The 594-nt window shown below is 79.1% G+C and carries 1 pseudogene; it reads right to left on the bottom strand.

Annotated features, from left to right (window positions below):
- Positions 1-594 (bottom strand): annotated as a pseudogene (locus E9549_RS22870) (DUF222 domain-containing protein); the annotation flags it as partial.

Below are 594 nucleotides of genomic sequence, written 5' to 3'. Positions count from 1 at the left end.
TCTCCCCGCCCACGGCGTCGAGCTCGAACCGGCCGCTGACGCTGCCGTCGGCGTGCTTGACCAGGGTGAACGACCGGCCCTCGGTGGGGTCGGGCTCGGCCCCGTCGGGATCGAGGAGGTCCAGGTAGTGGGCCACGACCTGGCGCAGCTCGGCGTGCGGGCGGGTGGCGGCGACCTCGGCGAACGCGGCGTCCACCCCGGCCAGGTCGACGCCCTGGGCCGCGGCGGCGGCCAGGTTGCCCGGGGTGGCCACCGGGGCGATGACCGCCAGTGCGTCGGCGGGCAGCGCCCCGGTGGCGGCCGCGGCGGCGACCGCGGGCAGGGCCTCCAGCGCCCGCCCGGAAGACACCAGCCGGGCGGCGGCGGCCGGAGAGAGGCGGGCGTGGCCGCGCAGCCAGGCAGCCATGGTGTTCTGCCCGTCGTGCTCGGCGGCCCCGGTGAGCTCGCCCCGGCGGACGGTGCGGGCGATCTCGGTCGCGAGCCGGTTGCCCGCGCCGAGCAGCGGGGCCAGCCGGTCGATCAGCTGCGGGCCGAACGCGCCGTCGAGCCGCTCGGCGGCCAGGTCGTCCAGCGCGGCGACCAACCGGCCGATCG

The sequence above is a fragment of the Blastococcus sp. MG754426 genome, assembly GCF_021699055.1.
Classification (GTDB): Bacteria; Actinomycetota; Actinomycetes; order Mycobacteriales; family Geodermatophilaceae; genus Blastococcus.
The sequence above is the reverse complement of the archived record's forward strand: the minus strand, read 5'-3'. Positions and strand labels throughout refer to the sequence as shown.